Below are 15,470 nucleotides of genomic sequence, written 5' to 3' on the forward strand. Positions count from 1 at the left end.
AATTTTACAGGCACAAAAGTACAAGAATTACTGACGAATCAAAATAGGTTTAACAAGATTTTTTTATGCAGCGATATAAAGCCTATAGATTATAATTTACTTTAACCACCGCAAACCCAGGCAGAACAGAGCGAGAACAGATATTTAATGTAATTCATAAGATCTACTTTTCCGAAGCAAAAAGAACAGAAGTAAATTGATGATATTGTGATTTTAGCAGAAAATAACAAAATTTACACAGCCTTATGGTCTTCCTCTTCTACCTCCATTTCCTGAGCGAAACCGAGCTCTCATTTCGGAAACTTTTTCCTTATAAATTTTATCGTATTCCGCTTGAGTCAATTTCTTACCTCCGGCAGGAGCATTTATCTCTTTTTTCTCTACTGGATTGAGCACTATTTTATTACAACGAATAACGGTAATGTCATCACTAATCTCCAAGATTAACCCTGGCAACCCCCAATATTCACCGGGACCTTGGTTAACAGGTATATCCATGGTATACCATGCAACTATTTCCACTTCCTTTTCCAAAAACACATCTTCCTCACTTTCAGGATTATCCTCACCTCTACGAAAAGCGCCTCGTAAATTTGGTCTAGCAATTACTTTTTTAGCAGTAGCCTTTTGAGCAGTATAATTCCCTATCTGTTTCGTCTCTGCTTCTAACTTCCAATCTAATTTAGGTAATTTATCTTCTATTAAGAACGACCTCCCTAGAAGCTCATTTTGAACCAAATACTTACCTTCTTTCACGTCTTTATAATAGTTCTTACTTGCACCGTCCATCATACCAAACCTCATTCTACCCCTTCCTCTTCTTGATTGTTCTTCACGTTCTTCCTCATTATAATTTGAGGTGAATCTGTCAAAAGTTAAAATATAAGTTCGCTCATTGGCTTCTTTCATCCTTTGGATTATTTGCTCCTTTCGCTCTTCCGGAATTTCTCTTTCACTTAAATCTATATCCACGGTGGTATTACTCACATAGGTAGCCTCTCCTTGAAAATCCTGAGAATAGATATTAAACGTAAATAATAACAATGGTAAAACAAATAAGATTCTCATAATTATATTATATTGTAATTACAGCTAAGACTACCAAAAAGAGATTTGGTTTAGTCTAGCTCTAGAAAAAATTAGCTTAAACCCCATTTACAATACTTTTGAACAGATTATATTATTCAAAGATTTTAGCATACACAGTATATCTCGTATATTGCACCCATTATTTGGATAAGCCCAAAAATCACTAACCTTAATATAAAATCACCTATGCATATTGCTGTTGCTGGAAATATTGGAGCTGGTAAAACAACCTTAACCAGACTACTGTCCAAACATTACAAATGGGAGGCACAATATGAAGACGTTGTGGACAATCCCTATTTAGATGACTTTTACAATCAGATGGAACGTTGGAGTTTTAATCTCCAAATATATTTCCTCAACAGTAGATACCGCCAAATTTTAGATATTAGAAAAAGTGGCAAGGAAACCATCCAAGATAGGACTATTTATGAGGATGCTCATATTTTTGCTCCTAACTTACACGCTATGGGCTTAATGACCAATAGGGATTTTGAAAACTATAATAGTCTTTTTCAATTGATGGAAACTTTAGTACAGCCACCAGATCTACTAATATACCTAAGAAGTACTATCCCTAATTTAGTAAGCCAAATTCACAAAAGAGGCAGAGAATATGAGAATACTATTTCCATTGACTACCTAAGCCGACTAAACGAACGCTACGAAGCATGGGCTCAAAGCTATGAAAAAGGAAATTTACTTGTAATAGACGTAGATAAATTAGATTTCGTTGACAATCCTGAAGATCTAGGACTAGTTATCAATAAAATAGACGCAGAAATAAACGGCCTATTCTAGGCTTATCCAAGACAAAAACTCCAGTTTAATAAAGCACAGCCTCTTCAATTTGTTTTTACTCGATAATCGAGATTTAAATGCTCCGAGGCTTGCTTGCCCGAATCTTTTAGGCGGGCCTCGAAATCAATATGTTTTATTCTTATAATGCCTTGTGGGCCTGCCCGAATTTTTCAGGCGGGCTTGCCCCGAGGTAGTTTACTATAGCGAATCGAAGGGGCTTCTAGCGAATAAAGCCTTCTGCCCTAGCATGAATTATTGCCTCATCGGAATTTTCCACAAACAATACAGGAACGGTTTTAAAACCTGTAAACAGGCTTTTAACCCGAAGCATTCTCCGCCTATGAGCAACACTACGTAAATATATAGCCTTTATCCTATCTGGGAATCTTTGGGCGATATCTAGATAAATGTCAGCATCTTTCTCTCCACTATCCCCAATTAAAATAAAAGACAACTCTGGATACATCTTCAAGATATTCAAGATCTCATGAGGCTTGTGAGAAAGGCGCTCCCCATTTACAATCTTAGGCTTTTTAAAAAAAGAACTTAGACTTCGTAGAAGTATAGGCCCTTTAGGGAAATTGTTATTCCTTAAAAAGAATTCTAGATAGCGATATAAATTCCAAGGGCTATTACTTACATAAAAGATAGGGTTAGATGCCTTCCCTGATTTCCCCCTATGTAGCAGATGATAAAACTCCGCAGCACCAGTAAGAGGCAACCGCTTCCCCGGAGTCTTAAACAAAGTATTATAAATTACGCGCCATTTTAATAGGGACACTATTCCCGTGTGCAAAATTGTATCGTCTATATCACTGATAACCCCAAAATCTGATGCTGAGGAGGGCACTAACATTTCTCCTGGAAATCTATTTTCTAACTGAATTTCCCTTTTAAGTTCAGTATCTACAAAAGAAAGCTCATAGGCTAACCACCCTTCTTCGTTACACTCTATTGGGGATCCAACTATTTTAATCTTCTCCAAAAAATAACCTTCCTTATCTGTTTTAAACTGATGTTTAAATCCATTGGAAAGTTTCAATTCCACTTTGGCATTACCAACCTCATCCGTTTCGAATCGCTTCCACGAATTAATAATTAAATGATAGATATTCTTTTTAGAAAGATCTATATCCTCATCTTCCAAGGCACGCCCTTTTATATAGAGCTTACGAGAAGTACCATAGGTCTGAAAAGCAATAATCTGCAAGGGATCTCTTTTAAACCAACCCATAACCTAAAAATGCCAAGTTGATGGCCACAGCCAAATTAAAAACATCCCTGCTACAACTGCAATCCCAAAGGAAAAAGCGATCCATTTTGCTAGTTCCCTTGTACCCATAACAGCTGCCAATATTCCTTTAAAAACCAAATTGGAAAGGGAAGCCAACAATATTAGCCTCCACCCTGCAGTAGTTTCCAGAGTGCCACCTTTTACAAGTTGGGATAACGAGAGGGTAATAGCATCTACATCTGTGAGCCCACTAATTATAGCAACAACATATAGCGCCTCATTTCCAAACTCCTCTTTCGCAAAGGCCACGGCCAATAAAATAAGACCATAGAGCAATCCAAAAATCAAAGCACTCTTAAATTGTGCAGGGTTGCTGGGCTCAGGCATCCTTTCATCAGAATTGTCCTTCGTTATCGTATAAAATAACACCACACACACCAAAGCCATTATCACAAATTGAGACATTAAAGGCAAAAGCATTTCGGGCAGTTTATCAGGCACAACTACTATCACCTCTACCATTACCCTTGCCAATGCAATTGTAGAGGCTGTTGTGATCACAAAAGCAGCTAGTTTGCCTATACTAGGGGTATCCGCAGTCTTTTTAGCATAGCTTACCGTAGTTGCCGTACTACTTATTAACCCTCCTAGAACCCCATTTGAAATTATCCCTACTTTTTTCCCTACAAACTTGTAAATAAAATACCCTATTACACTTAATCCTACTATAAGAGTAATCATCAACCAAATATTCTGCGGGTTTAATACATCATAAGGTCCAAAGGTCTTGTTGGGTAAAATAGGTAGCACCACTAATGAGATACCTACAAAGGTCATTATAGCAGCGATATCCTTATCTTTTAATCGATCTATAAAACTATGAAGCCAATCCTTAAGGTGCAGCAAGACCGCCATGGAAGCGCCCATTATCACTCCCAACACCCTATCGCCCATTACTAAATAGGCACCAATAGCGAACATCAATAAAGCAGCCACTTCTGTTGTCTGACCAATATCGGGTTGCGTAAGCGACTTAAACTTAACCAAGTTTGCAATTACCAAAAGAGCTGATACTGCAATACCCAGCGCTGGCAATATATAGGGATTCCCATAATCTCGGGTTAAAAACCCCGCTAACACACCTAGAACTCCAATTAGGGTAAATGTCCGAACACCGGCCATTTCATCATTAGATTTCTGCCGCTGAAGTCCAACCAAAAGTCCTAACCCGAAGGCAATCCCTAATGTCACTAAATCATTATAGTTCATTTCACATTAATATTTCCTTTAGAAAAGAAAAACCCCGCTTTTTAAACGAGGTTTTAATATAGTATTAAAATATTAATTTTATAACTTATTTTTCAATTTCTACCTTATCAATGACCATTTTAATATTAGCATCTTCACTGTTAACGGTAGTTTTTTCAAAGGCTTTCAACTGCGCTTCTACCTCATCATGAGTTCCACTAAATATCACCTCTTTTTTCTCTGAGATATTATCTTCAATAACTGTATAATTTACCACAGCCTGCGCCATACCTTCAAAATCCGAATTCACTTCTATCTGTATTTCTTTCTTGACAACCCCAGATTCTATTTCATGGCCACCTAAGATAGGAGCAATCACCAATCCGATTAAACAGGTAAGTTTTATAAGGATATTCATAGAGGGACCAGAAGTGTCTTTAAAAGGATCTCCTACGGTATCTCCGGTAATAGCGGCCTTATGGGCATCGGATCCTTTATAGGTCATCTCCCCATTAATCTCTACTCCCGCTTCAAAAGATTTTTTTGCGTTATCCCATGCACCACCAGCGTTGTTCTGGAATATAGCCCACAATACACCCGATACGGTAACACCAGCCATATACCCTCCTAACATTTCTGCTATCAACTGATTGTCGCTTCCATAAACTAATTTTCCTAAAAGAACGATAGCGATAGGAAACCCTATTGTCAATATTCCAGGCAGCATCATTTCACGTAAGGCAGCTTTGGTAGATATATCTACACATTTCGCATAGTCAGGTTTTCCTGTTCCTTCCATTATTCCAGGAATTTCTTTAAACTGCCTCCTCACCTCATACACCATATCCATAGCTGCTTTCCCAACAGAGTTCATTGCTAAAGCAGAAAACACCACAGGAATCATCCCCCCAACAAAAAGCATAGCTAAAACAGGGGCTTTAAAGATATTTATTCCATCTATTCCTGTAAAGGTAACATAGGCTGCAAACAAAGCTAAAGAGGTTAACGCCGCAGAAGCAATAGCAAATCCTTTTCCTGTTGCCGCAGTGGTATTTCCTACGGAATCTAAAATATCTGTACGTTCCCTTACAATTGGGTCTTGCTCACTCATCTCAGCAATTCCTCCTGCATTATCAGCAATAGGCCCAAAGGCATCAATTGCCAATTGCATAGCAGTAGTAGCCATCATAGCCGAAGCTGCTAATGCCACTCCATAAAAGCCTGCTAAAGCATAAGAAGACCAAATTGCAGCAGCAAATACCAATACTGTTGGGAAGGTAGAAATCATCCCCGTTGCCAAACCAGCAATCACATTAGTTCCTGCCCCTGTACTAGATTTCTGAACAATAGCTAGCACGGGCTTAGTACCTAAACCAGTATAATACTCGGTAATAGAAGAAATTACACCCCCTACAACCAATCCGATTACAGTGGCATAAAACACTCTAATAGAGGAAATATCTTTTAACCCCTCACCAAAAAATTCCATTTTCATGGTCTCTGGCAACATATAGATCACCAAAACATAAGAAGTAATTAAGGTTAGCCCTATAGAAACCCAGTTTCCAACATTTAAAGCACCTTGTACCTGCTTCTCTTTGGCATCATTACTTTTTATTTTCACTAACATAGTACCGATAACAGAAAATAAAATTCCAAAGCCAGCAATAGTCATTGGCAACAGTATAGGGCCTATACCGTTAAAGGCATCATCTATAGCACCCCCCATATCCCTTATCACGTAGTTACCCAATACCATGGCCGCCAAAACAGTAGCAACATAGGAACCAAATAAATCTGCCCCCATCCCAGCAACATCTCCAACATTATCTCCAACATTATCTGCAATGGTAGCAGGGTTACGAGGGTCATCTTCAGGAATCCCCGCCTCTACTTTACCAACCAAATCTGCACCTACATCTGCCGCTTTAGTATAAATTCCGCCTCCTACTCTAGCAAATAGAGCAATAGATTCTGCACCTAGAGAAAATCCAGCTAAGGTCTCCAATACAATAGTCATATCATCTGTAGAGCTCCAAGTGCCATTCATAAAAAATTGAAACAAAAGGATAAAGGCCGCAGTAAGCCCAAGAACTGCCAGACCAGCAACACCAAGCCCCATTACAGTACCACCTCCAAAGGAAACCTTTAGTGCCTGTGGCAAACTTGTACGTGCCGCCTGCGTAGTCCTTACATTGGTTTTAGTAGCGATTTTCATTCCCATATTTCCAGCTAGAGCCGAGAAAAAAGCTCCAAAAATAAAAGCTACTACGATAAGAATATGCGTGGTTGGCACAATAAAGGAAACTACCGCCAAAGCAATACTAGCTCCTATTACAAAAAAGGTTAATAATTTATATTCTGCTTTTAAAAATGCTAAGGCCCCCTCATAGATATACTCCGAAATTTCTTTCATTCTACCGTCTCCTGCATCTTGTTTTAATACCCAAGATCTTTTTGCCGCCATAAAAGCAAGGCCAATAAGCGCCATAATTATTGGCACATAAATAATTATTGATTCCATTTATTAAGTTTTAGTTGATTGGTTCGTTGTTAAATGTAGTAAAATAAGACAGAATAAAAAAAGCAATATTACCTAGATAATATTGCTTTTTGTGTTTGTAAGAAATTAAAAGATCTAATACTTAATGCTCACATCTTTTGCTGGAACATCACTATCTTTAAATCTTTGGATACATTTAGCTACAATTTCCTTAGCGGCCTCTAACTGACCCCATCCACCTACATCTACTTTCTTCTTCTCTAAATCCTTATAAACCTTAAAAAAGTGTTCTATCTCTTTTATCAAATGCGGATTTAACTCAGAAAGATCATTAATTCTATTCCAAACTGGATCTGAAACAGGCACACAGATCACTTTTTCATCTGGACCTTTTTCGTCTGCCATATGAAACACCCCAATAGGTTTTACTTCCATCACACATCCTGGGAAGGTAGCCTCGGTTACCAATACAAGAACATCTAACGGGTCTCCGTCTAAAGCAAGTGTTTCCGGTATAAAACCATAATCCGCAGGATACATCATAGATGAAAAAATCATCCTATCATAACGTATTTTCTTTAATTCAAAATCGTATTCATACTTGTTTCTGCTACCCTTTGGTATTTCGATCAATACGTCGAACGAGGTAATTTCATCGTTACTCATAAGTTTGTTTTTATTCTAATTACACTATCAATTTAATAAAATTTTTGTTCGAAATGACTAAAAACCGTTTAGAAATAAAATCCAAATGATCCAGTCACCCCAAAAGGCCTTGCCTCGGGAGCATCTAAATAATTACCCCTAAAGTTAAAATCGACCCTTAATATTTTAAAAATATTCCCTACCCCCACAGAATACTCCCAATATGGGGTACCCGAGGGTGCCATAAGTGGAATATTTGCTGGAGCGCTTAAAGCCTTGTTTTCATCAGATAATTCACCCCAAACCCCTCTAAGACCAACAATCTCTCTTAAATTCCAGTTTCTTATCACAGGAATCCTTGAAAAAATCCGCCCATTAAAATTATGCTCTAAATGAACAGAGGCATAGGTATCGGTAACAAATTCATAGAAATTAAGATTAGAGAACGTATTGTATACCGAGAAAAATGTTTGATTCCCAGGAATAGGACTTAACAACCCTAGTGGCACCTCCCCATAAGTCTTACCAATTTCTACTGTACTTAATAGTCTGCCAAAACCTCCTACTTCCCAAGGCTGAGTATAGCTAAACTGAATCTTCTTATAATCGAAATCACTCTCAAGAATATCTTTCACCCCTTTGGTATAAGACAACAGCAAAGTACTGTAATTGTCATTAATATTCTTTCTTTCTACCCCATTCCCAATAGTGCGTTTTCCTGGAGTATAGATTAAAGATGTATTTATATTAAACTGCTTAACCTCAGATTTAACTCCCGTTGGAGACGTTAGATCTACATAGTCCAAATTAAACTTCTCTGGTAATGCCGAGCTAAGCGTTCTAAAGCTACCCCCTACGCCAATCCTTAAATTGGTTACCGGCTCCATTTCCAAATTAAATGTAGACAAGTTTATATTAGTAAGCCTATCATTAGAGCCCACTGTTAAGACCGATGAAGAAGCAACACTCCTTCCCAATACATCATTTGTAGCGGTTAAACTAAGCCCTAATTGCTCTACATCTCTTTGAGTTCCTCCAGAAATGATTAAACGCATAGCCTTGTCTAACAAAAATTTTGCAGATACTCCATACTTTACCTTATCATCTCCAAATCCATAAGCCATATAACCTTCTAAACGCCAAGGATCATTCTGGCCAAAGTAAGTACGTGCTCCAGCCCTTAAGCGAACACCTTCCGCTTCATTATACCCAAAAACGCTGAACACTTCCCCTAAATCTAGGTTCCATTTATCAATCTCTACATATCCTGAACCTAATATGCTAACTAAATTATAGTACGACTTAAATTTAGGAACGGTTTTTAACGTATCTAATAATTTATAAACCCCTCTTTCATCCTTATTTAAAGATTCTAATCGGTTGTTTTCCCAAAAGGTATCTTCTCTATTTAAAACTAAAGGGTCAAATGGATCTGTTTTAGTCTTGTAAAATTCTTTTGGCTTAGGCTCATTAAAACGGTAATTATCATATACGGTAGTTCGTTTACCATATACTCCACGAGACTCTTCTTTCTTAGAAAAACTAAAATCGGATAACATATAGTCTCGCTTCAACAGAAACACAGAATCATTAACCACCTCAAAATCCTGTTCTATATAAATCTCCTTTACCCAGTTGATATTAGCACTCTTGGTTACTGCTAGATTTATATTTTTTACTGCATAGGTGGTATCGTTTACCCAAAAATTACCTTTAAAAGTTAGCTCGTTCTTTCTTCTAGGATAGTAAACAATATTATAACACCACTTATTATCTATAAATGCACTATCAGAAAGCACATAGTTATAGGTGTCTACACCAGTTTTAGACAGGGGACTTGTAAAGCTCTTATCAAAAAATTTCAGGTAGTTGTTATAGATATCATAATCGGAGTAAAGATCTTCTACAAAAGCAATGATAGCTTGGTTATTTTGAAAGCCAGAATTTTTACTACCTAAGACATCTTCTTTAGATATATTAGAAGTATTGTCACCATAGACCTTAGAAAAGGTTTCATCCAAAAATATAGGTAAATAGGTTTTCCCTGTAATTCTAGAGGTATCTAGGTCATTAAAAACAAATTCGAGTCCTTTAAAAACCTTACTCTTTATAAGAGCACTATCTATAGTATTTAGATCAAACTGTATTTTCTCGTACTTATCATATTGGTACTGGTCAAACATGTTTAATCCATTGCTCCGTTTTTTCGCCCAAATCTTCTTAAGGATGTCTATAGCTGGATTGTTCTTTTTGTCTGTTTTACCAAAATACAACACCACCTCATTAAGTTGCTCGCTAGCTTCTAGCATCACTACTCTCATTTTAACAGTAGTCTTTGCCGTTAAAGCTATTTCCTGCGATTCGTACCCAAGAAAAGAAATTAGTAAGGTATCGTGAGTATTGTCAGATTCCATATAGAACCTTCCATCATCATTGGTAATAGTGCCTTCTGTAGAATTTCTAAACAATACATTAGCAAAGGCCACAGGCTCACCTTCCTCATCTACCACTACTCCACCCACCTTAGTTTGTGAAAAAGCGCATTGAAGGGTGCCAAAAAGTAGGAGTAATAAGAATGTTCTCATGGTCTTATTTGTAAAACCTGTCTAAATTTATCTTTTAGTATTAAAAGGACGGAAAACCGCAGCTACCTACTTTATCACTAGAGGGATTTAATATAAAAGCTTCGTTAACAGAAAAATAACGTTAACGAAGCCCAAAGATTTTATTTGTTTTGCTCTTATTTATACATCACTTTTTTAACTGCCTTGATTACATCTTCGTGATCTGGCAACCACTCTGCAAAAAGAACTGGAGAATATGGTGCTGGAGCATCGGCAGTATTAATTTTAGCAATTGGCGCATCTAAATAATCAAATGCATTTGCTTGTATATGATAAGTGATTTCGGTCGCCACGTTTCCAAAAGGCCACGCTTCTTCCAAAATAACCAATCTGTTTGTTTTCTTTACAGACTTTACTATACACTCGTAATCCAATGGTTTCACGGTACGCAAGTCTATTATTTCTATACTAATACCTTCTTTTGCCAATTCATCAGCAGCCTTATCAGCTTCCTTAATAATCTTACCAAAAGAAACCACTGTTACATCTGTACCTTCTCTTCTGATATCTGCCACACCCAAAGGAATAGTATATTCACCTTCAGGAACTTCTCCTTTATCACCGTACATCTGCTCCGATTCCATAAAAATAACCGGATCATCATCACGGATAGCAGATTTCAACAATCCTTTAGCATCCTTAGGATTGGAAGGAACAACTACCTTTAATCCAGGACAATTCGCATACCAACTTTCAAAGGCTTGTGAATGCGTTGCACCCAATTGACCCGCAGAACCCGTAGGTCCACGGAAAACAATAGGACAATTAAACTGACCACCAGACATTTGTCTTATCTTAGCCGCATTATTAATAATCTGATCTATCCCTACCAAGGAAAAGTTAAAGGTCATAAACTCAATAATTGGTCTATTCCCGGTCATAGCAGAGCCTACGCCCACACCTGCAAATCCTAATTCCGAAATAGGTGTGTCAATTACTCTTTCTGGACCAAACTCATCCAACATCCCTTTAGAAGCTTTATAGGCTCCATTATATTCTGCAACTTCCTCCCCCATTAAGTAAATGGACTCGTCCCTTCTCATCTCCTCGGACATTGCTTCCTGAATAGCTTCCCTAAACTGTATTGTTTTCATCTGTAAACTGGAATTCTTTTGTTAAATTCTAAAAGTGCAAGCAAAAATAGGAAATATTATATCAATACTAAGAGCTAAATAATTAAAAAAACCTCAAAAATGTATTATGCATGCATAGTATTTTGAAATTTAATGAGTATCTTAGCTGTGATTCTAAAAAAACCGATTTAAAAAAAACTATTTATATGAAGATTTTAGTGTGCATAAGCAACGTTCCAGATACAACGTCTAAAATTAACTTTACAGATGGCAATTCCAAGTTCGACACCAATGGTGTTCAGTTTGTGATTAACCCCAATGACGAATTTGGTCTTACTAGAGCTATGTGGTTCAAAGAAAAACAAGGAGCTACCGTACATGTAGCTACTGTAGGCGGACCTACTACGGAACCTACAATAAGAAAAGCGCTTGCCATTGGAGCGGACGAGGCTATAAGAGTTAATGCCGAGCCTTTAGACGGCTTTTTTGTTGCAGAGCAATTGGCTGCCGTAATAAAAGATGGGGCGTACGATCTGGTTATTGCCGGAAGGGAATCTATAGATTACAATGGAGGTATGGTACCTGGTATTCTAGCCACCTTATTAGATATGAACTTTGTAAACTCTTGTATAAGCCTAGAAATAGAAGGAGATAAGGCCACTGCAGTAAGAGAAATAGATGGCGGAAAAGAAAAATTAACTACGACTCTTCCTCTAGTAATTGGAGGACAAAAAGGGTTGGTTTCTGAAAGCGACCTTAAAATTCCAAATATGAGAGGAATTATGATGGCCAGACAAAAAAAGCTACATGTTGTGGAGCCTGTTGATGCTAACAGTACAACAGAAGACCTTACATTTGATAAACCAGCGCCAAAAGGAAGTATTAAGATGGTAGACGCTGATAATTTAGACGAATTGATCAACCTTTTACACAACGAGGCAAAAGTGATCTAATTAAAGAGACCACTATAGAAACCTCAGCAAAAAAAAATCAATTTTAAACAAAAAAGATCAAGCAATCCATTACCTTATATATAATGTAGCTATGATCTATAAATAAAAAACAACTATGTCAGTTTTAGTATATACGGAGTCCGAAAACGGAAAACTTAAAAAGAATGCTGCAGAAGTTGCCTCTTACGCCTATGAGGTAGCTCAGCAAATGAACACTACAGCCACTGCGGTTGCTATCAACACCGAAGATTCAGCATCCATAGGCGACTACGGAATTTCTAAAGTATTAAATGTTACAGCGGAAAATTTAAAACCTTTTAATGCAAAAGCCTATGCCCACGTTCTTAAACAAGCGGCAGATAAAGAAGGTGCCAAAGTAATTATCTTAAGTTCTAGCACGGATGCTAAATATTTAGCTCCTATATTAACGGCATTACTAAAAGGAGGATATGTTCCTAATGTAGTAGCAGCACCAGAAAGCACTAGCCCTTTTAAGGTAAAGCGAACCGTTTTTAGTAATAAAGGTTTTGCTCATACAGAACTTAAGTCCGATATTAAGATTATTGGGGTTTCCAATAATTCATTTGGAAATATAGAAAACAAAACTACCGCCAACGCAGAGGACTTTAGCCCTTCCTTAGACGAAAACATCTTTGGCACCACCTCGGTTGATATAGACAAAGTAGTTGGTAAAGCTACTATTGCAGATGCCGATATTGTAGTTTCCGGAGGACGTGGACTTAAAGGTCCAGAGAATTGGGGTATGATTGAGGAGTTAGCGGAAGTACTAGGAGCAGCAACTGCTTGTTCTAAACCTGTTTCAGACCTTGGTTGGAGACCTCACGGAGAGCACGTAGGACAAACAGGGAAACCAGTAGCTACCAATTTATATATTGCCATAGGTATTTCTGGCGCTATTCAGCACTTAGCTGGGGTAAGCGCTTCCAAAGTGAAAGTGGTGATTAATTCCGATCCTGAAGCTCCATTTTTTAAAGCAGCGGACTACGGTGTTGTAGGTGATGCTTTTGAAGTAGTTCCCAAACTAATCGAAAAATTAAAGGAATTTAAGAGTCAAAGCACTTAATTTTTATTAATTTGTGCCCCTAAAGGGCTGTGCAAGTCAACTTGGTCCTTCCAGTTATTTGTACAGCCTTTTATTGTTTAATAATACATATGAGCTTAGTTAGATTAAAAATAAAGGGAATATCTTATAGCCAAACGCAAAATGGCGCATATGCCCTTATATTGAATGAAGTTGAAGGTGACCGCAAACTACCTATAGTTATTGGTGCGTTTGAAGCCCAATCCATTGCTATAGCTTTGGAAAAAGAAATTAAACCACCTCGCCCCTTAACACATGATCTTTTTAAAAATTTTGCAGACCGGTTTGACATTGTTATCAAACAGGTTATAATCCATAAGTTGGTTGATGGTGTCTTTTACTCTAGTATTATATGTGAGCGAGACAAAATTGAAGAAATTATAGATGCAAGAACTAGTGATGCTATTGCTTTAGCATTGCGGTTTAATGCACCTATTTTTACTTATAAAACTATCTTAGACAAAGCCGGTATCTTCCTGAAGTTTTCTTCAAAGGAAAAAGATAAAGATGAAGAAACCGACGATAGTATTATGGTAGATGAAATCTTACAAGAGGGTGAAACAGTAGAGATTAATCCAGGCTCACCAGACAAGTACAAAGAACTTAGTCTAGAAGAACTACATACAGAACTAGATAAGGCAGTTGCTAGTGAGGATTACGAAAAGGCTGCAAAACTTAGGGATGAAATTTCCAAACGCAAATAATCATAACTCAAATCAAGTGCTACTGGATGAAAAATAAGTTTTGGATCCTATTAATATTATTGTTGTTTGCGTTTCCTTCCGTAGCCCAAGAAATTAGTGTTACTGCCAACCCCAGCTCTGCCGAGATAATCCCTAATGAGGGGGTTTCTTTTTACAGTATCGGAAGAGGAATATTGGGTATGGTGGTATTACTCTTTATCTCCTATCTTTTTAGCGCTAACAGAAGAGCAATTAATTGGCGAACTGTAGGTATCGGACTCCTTATTCAGCTTCTGCTTGCCATCTGCATCTTAATAGGCAATAGAATTGGATTTAATGCTTTTGGTTATAGGTTTGATCTGAGTTTTGTATCGAAAATATTTGAGTTTGGCGGACAGCTTTTTGTAAGCGTATTAGACTATACCCGAGCTGGTAGTAAGTTTCTTTTTGAAGGCTTGGTAATAGACATGGATACTTTTGGATTTATCTTTGCTTTTCAAGTTCTGCCGACTATTATTTTCTTTTCGGCACTTACTTCCCTACTATTCTATTTAGGAATTATACAAAAGGTAGTTAAAGGCCTAGCATGGTTATTATCCAAATCCTTAGGAATATCTGGTGCGGAGAGCCTCAGCGTTGCTGGAAATATTTTTCTAGGCCAGACCGAAGCACCTTTATTAATTAAGGCCTATTTGGAAAAAATGAGTCGATCTGAAATTCTACTAGTAATGATTGGCGGTATGGCTACGGTAGCTGGAGCGGTATTAGCCGCTTATATCGGTTTCCTAGGAGGTGACGACCCCTTATTACGACTTCAATTTGCAAAACATTTATTGGCTGCATCAGTAATGGCCGCACCGGGAGCTATAGTAGTCTCAAAAATTTTATATCCTCAGACAGAAGCTGTTAATACCGATGTTCAGGTTTCCTCCTCTAAAATAGGATCCAACATCTTAGACTCTATAGCAAACGGTACCACAGAAGGGCTAAAACTTGCAGTTAATGTGGGCGCCATGCTTTTAGTTTTTGTAGCCTTTATCGCGATGATAAATGGAATATTAAACTGGACGGGAGATGCTACTAATTTAAACGCTTGGATTGCCGCCAGTTCCCCCTATCAAAAACTATCTTTAGAAGCTATATTAGGCACCATATTCGCCCCTCTAATGTGGCTTATAGGAGTTGAATCGGTAGATATAATGTTAATGGGGCAATTATTAGGTATTAAACTCGCCGCGAGTGAGTTTGTTGGATATATACAATTAGCAGGACTAAAAGATATAGCCAATGCAACACACTTCACTTACAACAAGTCCATTATAATGGCTACCTATATGCTATGCGGATTTGCTAACTTCGCTTCTATAGGTATACAAATAGGAGGAATAGGCTCATTAGCTCCTAGTCAGCGGAAGACCCTTTCTGAATTTGGAATGAAAGCGGTATTGGGTGGATCCTTAGCATCCCTTCTTTCTGCTGCCATCGCAGGGATGATTTTAGGGTAAATAAATCCTA

Annotated in this window: 12 protein-coding genes; 5 read left to right on the forward strand and 7 right to left on the reverse strand. The window is 37.7% G+C overall.

From position 1 onward, the window contains the following. Positions 1 to 243: 243 nt before the first annotated feature. Positions 244 to 1,068 carry a GLPGLI family protein gene (locus tag H344_RS0100585; protein ID WP_026808502.1) on the reverse strand — a complete coding sequence of 275 codons (825 nt, stop codon included), beginning with the start codon at positions 1,066 to 1,068 and terminating at the stop codon, positions 244 to 246. 207 nt (positions 1,069 to 1,275) lie between these two features. On the opposite strand from H344_RS0100585, the gene H344_RS0100590 reads away from it, so the two are divergent. After that, a complete protein-coding gene (locus H344_RS0100590) occupies positions 1,276 to 1,890 on the forward strand; it encodes a deoxynucleoside kinase (protein ID WP_026808503.1) in 615 nt (204 codons plus the stop codon). Between the two features lie 220 nt (positions 1,891 to 2,110). Here the strand turns inward: H344_RS0100590 and H344_RS0100595 are convergent, their stop codons facing one another. From H344_RS0100595 to H344_RS0100620, 6 genes are all read right to left on the reverse strand, one after another. Continuing rightward, positions 2,111 to 3,124 carry an App1 family protein gene (locus tag H344_RS0100595; protein ID WP_026808504.1) on the reverse strand — a complete coding sequence of 338 codons (1,014 nt, stop codon included), beginning with the start codon at positions 3,122 to 3,124 and terminating at the stop codon, positions 2,111 to 2,113. Between the two features lie 3 nt (positions 3,125 to 3,127). Further along, positions 3,128 to 4,393, reverse strand: coding sequence for an MgtC/SapB family protein (locus tag H344_RS0100600; RefSeq protein ID WP_026808505.1), 1,266 nt, complete (start codon positions 4,391 to 4,393; stop codon positions 3,128 to 3,130). Between the two features lie 85 nt (positions 4,394 to 4,478). Further along, complete coding sequence (locus tag H344_RS0100605) at positions 4,479 to 6,896, reverse strand: sodium-translocating pyrophosphatase (RefSeq protein ID WP_026808506.1); 2,418 nt, start codon at positions 6,894 to 6,896, stop codon at positions 4,479 to 4,481. 114 nt (positions 6,897 to 7,010) lie between these two features. Further along, positions 7,011 to 7,541: an inorganic diphosphatase gene (locus tag H344_RS0100610; protein WP_026808507.1), complete on the reverse strand. Its 531-nt coding sequence runs from the start codon at positions 7,539 to 7,541 to the stop codon at positions 7,011 to 7,013. A gap of 68 nt (positions 7,542 to 7,609) precedes the next feature. Further along, entirely contained in the window at positions 7,610 to 10,105 is a 2,496-nt protein-coding gene (locus tag H344_RS0100615; RefSeq protein ID WP_026808508.1) for a DUF5686 family protein, read from the reverse strand. A 155-nt stretch (positions 10,106 to 10,260) separates the two neighbouring features. After that, positions 10,261 to 11,238, reverse strand: a complete 978-nt coding sequence (locus tag H344_RS0100620) for a pyruvate dehydrogenase complex E1 component subunit beta (RefSeq protein ID WP_026808509.1) — start codon at positions 11,236 to 11,238, stop codon at positions 10,261 to 10,263. A gap of 185 nt (positions 11,239 to 11,423) precedes the next feature. On the opposite strand from H344_RS0100620, the gene H344_RS0100625 reads away from it, so the two are divergent. From H344_RS0100625 to H344_RS0100640, 4 genes are all read left to right on the forward strand, one after another. Further along, positions 11,424 to 12,170: an electron transfer flavoprotein subunit beta/FixA family protein gene (locus H344_RS0100625; RefSeq protein WP_026808510.1), complete on the forward strand. Its 747-nt coding sequence runs from the start codon at positions 11,424 to 11,426 to the stop codon at positions 12,168 to 12,170. 115 nt (positions 12,171 to 12,285) lie between these two features. Continuing rightward, positions 12,286 to 13,254 carry an electron transfer flavoprotein subunit alpha/FixB family protein gene (locus H344_RS0100630; RefSeq protein ID WP_026808511.1) on the forward strand — a complete coding sequence of 323 codons (969 nt, stop codon included), beginning with the start codon at positions 12,286 to 12,288 and terminating at the stop codon, positions 13,252 to 13,254. Positions 13,255 to 13,343: 89 nt separating this feature from the next. After that, positions 13,344 to 13,976, forward strand: a complete 633-nt coding sequence (locus tag H344_RS0100635) for a bifunctional nuclease family protein (protein ID WP_026808512.1) — start codon at positions 13,344 to 13,346, stop codon at positions 13,974 to 13,976. A gap of 26 nt (positions 13,977 to 14,002) precedes the next feature. Beyond that, positions 14,003 to 15,460 (forward strand): NupC/NupG family nucleoside CNT transporter, encoded by a 1,458-nt coding sequence (locus tag H344_RS0100640; protein WP_026808513.1) that lies wholly within the window; start codon positions 14,003 to 14,005, stop codon positions 15,458 to 15,460. The last annotated feature ends 10 nt before the right edge of the window (positions 15,461 to 15,470 follow it).

Origin of the sequence: Arenibacter latericius DSM 15913 (assembly GCF_000424985.1) — a bacterium.
Lineage (GTDB): Bacteria > Bacteroidota > Bacteroidia > Flavobacteriales > Flavobacteriaceae > Arenibacter > Arenibacter latericius.